General features: G+C 72.0%; 5 protein-coding genes. 2 read left to right on the forward strand and 3 right to left on the reverse strand.

Annotation, left to right across the window (positions count from 1 at the left end; all coding sequences use genetic code 11):
- Positions 1 to 73: 73 nt before the first annotated feature.
- The 3 genes from ACTB72_RS20140 to ACTB72_RS20150 form a co-directional block, all read right to left on the reverse strand.
- The gene (locus ACTB72_RS20140; RefSeq protein ID WP_463038810.1) at positions 74 to 919 is read right to left on the reverse strand and encodes an alpha/beta fold hydrolase; all 846 of its coding nucleotides are present in this window, start codon (positions 917 to 919) and stop codon (positions 74 to 76) included.
- A complete protein-coding gene (locus ACTB72_RS20145) occupies positions 916 to 1,296 on the reverse strand; it encodes a hypothetical protein (protein WP_463038811.1) in 381 nt (126 codons plus the stop codon). Before ACTB72_RS20145 ends, ACTB72_RS20140 begins: the two co-directional genes overlap by 4 nt.
- 90 nt (positions 1,297 to 1,386) lie before the next feature.
- Positions 1,387 to 2,373 carry a LysR substrate-binding domain-containing protein gene (locus tag ACTB72_RS20150; RefSeq protein WP_463038812.1) on the reverse strand — a complete coding sequence of 329 codons (987 nt, stop codon included), beginning with the start codon at positions 2,371 to 2,373 and terminating at the stop codon, positions 1,387 to 1,389.
- A 120-nt stretch (positions 2,374 to 2,493) separates the two neighbouring features.
- On the opposite strand from ACTB72_RS20150, the gene ACTB72_RS20155 reads away from it, so the two are divergent.
- Positions 2,494 to 3,669 carry an acyl-CoA dehydrogenase family protein gene (locus ACTB72_RS20155; RefSeq protein WP_463038813.1) on the forward strand — a complete coding sequence of 392 codons (1,176 nt, stop codon included), beginning with the start codon at positions 2,494 to 2,496 and terminating at the stop codon, positions 3,667 to 3,669.
- A 100-nt stretch (positions 3,670 to 3,769) separates the two neighbouring features.
- Positions 3,770 to 5,341, forward strand: a complete 1,572-nt coding sequence (locus tag ACTB72_RS20160) for a class I adenylate-forming enzyme family protein (RefSeq protein ID WP_463038814.1) — start codon at positions 3,770 to 3,772, stop codon at positions 5,339 to 5,341.
- The last annotated feature ends 373 nt before the right edge of the window (positions 5,342 to 5,714 follow it).

Here is a 5,714-nt window from a genome sequence, read left to right on the forward strand (position 1 = left end):
GGTTCGCACCCGCCCTACATTCGCGTCGCCCGCGCGCCAAACCGCGTAGGGCGGGTGCGAACCCGCCGCGCCCTCACCCCTCGCGGATCCGGTCGAGCACGGGGCGCAGATAGGCGAGGAACTTCTCGGGATTCTCGGACATCGGGAAATGGCCCAGCTCCGCCATTTCCGTCATCCCGATCCCGAGCCGCGCCGCCAGATCGCGCGTATCCGCCGGCGTGCAGGAATAATCGTAATCGCCGGTCAGCAGATGGATCGGGCATTTCGAAACATCGATCTCGGCGACCTGCCCCGAGATATCCCCGTCCACCTTGTAGAACCACATGTCGCCTTTGAAGACGCCCGGGCCGCCCTGCATGTAGTGCCAGCGGGTCTCGTCCCGCTCGGCCTCCGGGCTCTGGGGCGCCATCAGGCCGTAGGCGACGGCGCCGCAGACCTCTCCGCCATGCACGTCGGGGCGGTGCAGCCAGCCGGTGTCGTAATAGGGCGCGACATGGTCCGAGCTCTGCAACCCGATCAGCGCCCGGAACCGCTCGGGATGCCGATGCGCCAGATGCAGCACGATCCGCCCGCCGATCGAGCAGCCCATGACCACCGGCCGCTCCAGCTCCAGCGCGTCGCAGACCGCGAGGATCTGGTCCACATAGCCCTCGGACGTCAGCGCGTAGTCGTCATCCACCGTGCCCGGCGCCGGCGAGGATTTGCCGTGGCGCGGCATGTCGAAGGCGATGACCCGGTAATGCGCGGTGACCTCCGGATCGTTGAGCACGCCGCGATATTGCCGCCCGTCGGCCCCGGCGGTGTGCAGGCAGACCAGCGGAATGCCCTGCCCCGCCTCCTCCCAATAGACCCGATGGGTCCGCCCGCCGATCTCCATATGCCCGTAACGCCCGGCGATGGGTTCGACATGCAGGCTCATGCGACGGCCTCCGGGGCGGGGCGCAGACTGGCGAGCAGCAGCTTGACGTAGAGCAGGTTGGACATCAGCGGATGCAGGTCGCCTTCGAACCGCATCGCGCCGCGTTTCAGCAGCGCCATGAGGTCATGCGAGCCCGGCGGCGGGACCGCGCGCAGGAACAGGACCCAGTCATCGGCAGGGGCGGAGATCGAAAAGTCCCAGCTCGGCATGACGAAGGGACCCGCCTCGACCAGGATCACCGCGCCGGCGCGGATCGTCACCAGCGTCTCGACGGGGTCGGCCCCCGGCGCGCGCAGAAGCATCCGCGCGTCGAGCGCCCGGCCGCGCCTCGCCAACGCCGTGCCCGGGCCCCCCGTTTCGGCCAATCCTGCGAACATCGCCCGTCCTCCCCGGTTGCGGCCTGCGAATCCTAGCGCCCGCCGCGCCCGCCGCACAGGGACCGGCGGACAGGCGGCCATAACCGGAAGTCAGGCCCGGCGCCGCGCCGCCGCCTCCTCCGCCAGTCCGCGCCGGAAGAACTCCGGCGCCTCGCCGGACGCATCCAGCAGCCAGTCTACGAAGCGCCGCGTCTGCGCCCCCGCCGACGTCATCGTCGGCCACACCACCCAGAACGCCGCCCCCGTCCGCCAGGGCCGATGGAACGGCCGGATCAGCGCGCCGCTCTCCAATTCCTCGGTCAGCAGGTCGAGCTGCCCGACCGCCAGCCCGAACCCCTGCCGCGCGGCGGAATAGGTGAGCAGCGAGGTGTCGAACTCGATCCCCTCGCGCGCATTCACCTCCACCCCCGCCGCCCGCGCCCACCGCTCCCATTCCGAGCGGCGGTAGCGCGAATGCAACAGCTCGCACCGCCCGATATCCTCGAGGCTTTCCAGCCCGCCCATCCGCGCCGCATAGGCGGGCGAGCAGACCACATCCACCACTTCGTCGAACAGCTTTCGCGACCGCGCGTCGCGCCACGCCCCGTGGCCCAGTTGCAGCGCCGCATCCAGATGCGTGCCCCGGAAATCCAGCGGCTCGACCCGCGTATCCAGCCGGATCCGGCAATCGGGATGCTGCGCCGAAAACGTCGCCAGCCGCGGCATCAGCCAGTGATGGGCGAAGGTCGGGTAGATGCGCAGGTTGACGGTGTTGCGGCTCTCGTTCGCGAGAATCCTCGACGTCGCCGTCTCCAGATCGTCGAAAAGCCCGGCGATCTCATGCCCGAAATTGCGCCCGACCTCGGTCAGCTTCACCGAACGCGCCCCCCGCTCGAACAGCTTCACCCCCAGATAATTCTCCAGGATCGCGATCTGCCGGCTGACCGCCACCTGGCTCACCCCCATCTGCTGGGCGGCGGCGGTGAAGGTCTTGTGCCGCGTCGCCACCGCGAAGGCGCGCAGCGGGTTGAGCGGCAGGTTGTTGAGCGGTTGCCCGGCTTGCGCGTTCCGGCGCGAGGTCTGGGGGCGATCATCCATAAGCTGCGGTTTTCCGGGGCTGACATCTGGGGCGTTTCGCCAACTCAGGCTTAGTCTAGCTTGGCCCGTCACCCAAGCCCCCGAGGGGCCGCGACCCCGTTCACCATCCCGCGAGGCCCCATGGATTTCGACCTGAACGAAGAGCAGACCCTGTTCCGCGACGGCGTCGCGCGCCTCGCCCGCGCCACGCTCGCCGAGGGCGCGGCCGACCGCGCCCGCACCGGCGCCTACCCCTGGGACGTGGCCGCGCGGCTGGCCGAGGCCGGCTTGATCGGCATCACGGCGTCGGAGGCCGACGGCGGCCAGGGCGGCGGGCTGATCGACGCGATCCTCGCCCTGCAGGCGGTGGCGGAGGTCTGCCCACGATCGGGCGACGTGGTGCAGGCCGGCAATTTCGGCCCGATCCGCACCTTCTACGAATACGCGACGCCCGACCAGAAAGCCCGCTTCCTGCCCGACCTGCTGGCCGGACGCGCCGCGATTTCGCTGGGCATGACCGAGCCCGAGGCCGGCTCCGCCGCCACCGACATGACCACCTCGGCCCGCGAGGACGGCGACCATTACATCGTCAACGGCACCAAGATCTTCGGCACGCTGTCGGCGGAGGCGAACCTTTTCCTCGTCTATGTCCGCTTCGGGCCGGGGGTGGGGGGCATCGGCTCTCTCCTGATCGAGCGCGGGACCCCGGGCTTCGAGATCGGCCGCCCCTCCGGCTTCATGAACGGCGAGGACTGGTCCCAGCTTTATTTCACCGACGCGCGCGTGCCCAAGACCAACCTGCTGCTCGGCCCGGGCGGGTTCAAGAAGCAGATAGCGGGCTTCAACGTCGAGCGTCTGGGTAACTCCGCCCGTGCCGTGGCGGTGGGACGCCATGCGTTCAACGTGGCCCGGGACCACGCGCTGACCCGTCGGCAGTTCGGCCGCCCGCTCTGCGAATTCCAGGGGCTGCAATGGAAATTCGCCGAGATGGCGGTGAAGCTGGAGGGCGCGCAGCTCCTCCTGATGCGCGCCGCGGCGAAGGCGGCGGGCGGGCTGCCTTCGGCCCAGGACACCGCGATGGCCAAGCTCGCCTGCAACGAGGCCGGGTTCTTCGCGGCCAACGAGGCGTTGCAGGTGATGGGCGGGCTGGGGTTTTCGACCGACTCGACCGTGCAATACTGCGTGCGGCGCACCCGGGGCTGGATGATCGCCGGCGGCTCGACCGAGATCCTCAAGAACCGCATCGCCGAGGGCGTTTTCGGACGCCGCTTCGACCAGCGCCCCGCCGCCGCCCCCGCCGCGCCGCCCGCCGACTGAGCCGCGCCTGATCCCGCTCCGGCGCAAGCCGGGCGGCCGGGCGCGCCGTTATCTTCGCCCCGCGTCCGCCCGCGACCCGACGCGCCACCGGAGGACCGACATGCGCCTGACCCAAGGGCTCGCCCGCGCCGCCGCCGTCAACCCGCGCGGCCGCGCCACCGTCCACCGCGGCGTCGCGCGGACCTGGGAGGAGGTCGCGGCCCGCGTGGCGCGGCTCGCCGCCGGGCTCAGGGGCCTCGGCCTCGAACCCGGCGACCGGGTGGGCGTGCTGGCGCTCAATTCCGACCGGCACCTGGAGACGCTCTTCGCCATCCCCTTCGCCGGCCTCGCCGCCGTGCCGCTCAACTGGCGCCTGACGCCTGAGGAGCTGCGCCTGATCGTCGAGGACAGCGGCGCGCGCGCGGTGGTGACCGACGCGGCCGCCCTGCCGCTCGCCCGCGCCGTCGCGCCCCGGCCCGCCGCCTGGACCCATACCCTGCTGATCGGCGACCACGAGGGCGCCGCGGACCCCGGCGCCGCAGGAGACGCCATCGGCTATGAGGCGCTGATCGCGGCATCCCCGCCGATGCAGGACGCCGGCGCCGGCGGCGCGGACCTCGCCGGGCTCTATTACACCGCCGGCACCACCTCGGCCTCCAAGGGGGTGATGCTGACCCATGACAACCTGGTGACCAACGCGCTGAGCACCGCGCATGCCATGGGCTATGACGACCGCGCCACCTACCTGCATTCCGGGCCGATGTTCCACCAGGCCGACGGCGCCTCGACCTTCGCGCTGACGCTGGCCGCCGGCTGCCACGCCTTCGTCCCCCGCTTCGACCCCGCCGACTGCCTGGCGACCTTGGCGGCCGAACGCGTCACCCACGCCCAGTTCGTGCCGACCATGATCAAGATGCTGCTTGAGCGGCCGGAGATCGCGACGCTCGACCTCTCGGCGCTGCGAACCATCCTCTATGGCGCGAGCCCGATCGAGGACGAGACCCTGCGCCGCGCCCTGACCCTGCTGCCCGGCTGCGGCTTCGTGCATGGCTACGGCATGACCGAGGTGAGCTCGACCGCGACGATCCTCCCCGCCCGCTACGCGGTGCTGGAGGGGGCCGCGGCGGAAAAGCGCCGCTCCTGCGGTCAGGCGGCGCTGCTCTGCGAAATCCGGGTGGCGGGACCGGAGGGCGAGGCGCTCCCCCCCGGCGCGGTCGGCGAGGTGCTGATCCGCGGCCCCAACGTGATGTCCGGCTACTGGAACCGCCCCGACGAGACCGCGGCGGCCCTGCGGGACGGCTGGATGCATTCGGGCGACCTCGGCTGGCTCGACGCGGACGGGTTCCTGTTCCTCGCGGGGCGGCTGAAGGACATGATCAAAACGGGGGGCGAGAACGTCTTCGCGATCGAGGTCGAGAACATCGTCGCCGATTTCCCCGGCGTGGCCGAGGTCGCGGTGATCGGCCTGCCCCATCCGGTCTGGACCGAGACGGTGCATGCCGTCGTGGTGCCGCGGGCGGGGGCGCAGGTCGACGCGGAGGCGCTGATGGCGTTCTGCCGGTCCCGCATGGCGCCCTACAAGGCCCCCCGCTCGGTCGAGCTGCGGGCGGAGCCGCTGCCGCTCTCGGCGGCCGGCAAGATCCTCAAGCGGGTGCTGCGCGACGAGATCGCCGGGCGGGCGGCGCCCGGCTGAAGCGGGCCGCGCGCCCACCGTCGCGACGGCGGCGAGCGTGCGCCCGCGCGGCGTTGCGACGTGGGGAATGCGGCGAGGGGGCTCCGCGGGCGGCGTCGGGCGAACGGCGAGGGGACAGGCCCCGCCCTGCCCCTGCCTCATGCGAAAGCGAGGCCGCCGGGCGCTGATCGAACCTCAGCTCCGGTCGCCGCGCGGGGGGGGCCCGACCGGCGAGGCCAGGCGCCTCGCTTGTCGCGGACGGGAAGCTCGCGACGACCGGCGAGGGGCGCGGCTTGCCGAGGACCGGCGGCGTGGCAGTCGAACGGCGGCGCTCGTCCCCCCCCGCGCGCGCCCCGCCCCACGCGCCCCGCCCCACGCGCCCACGCGCCATGCC

The sequence above is a fragment of the Albimonas sp. genome, assembly GCF_055129145.1.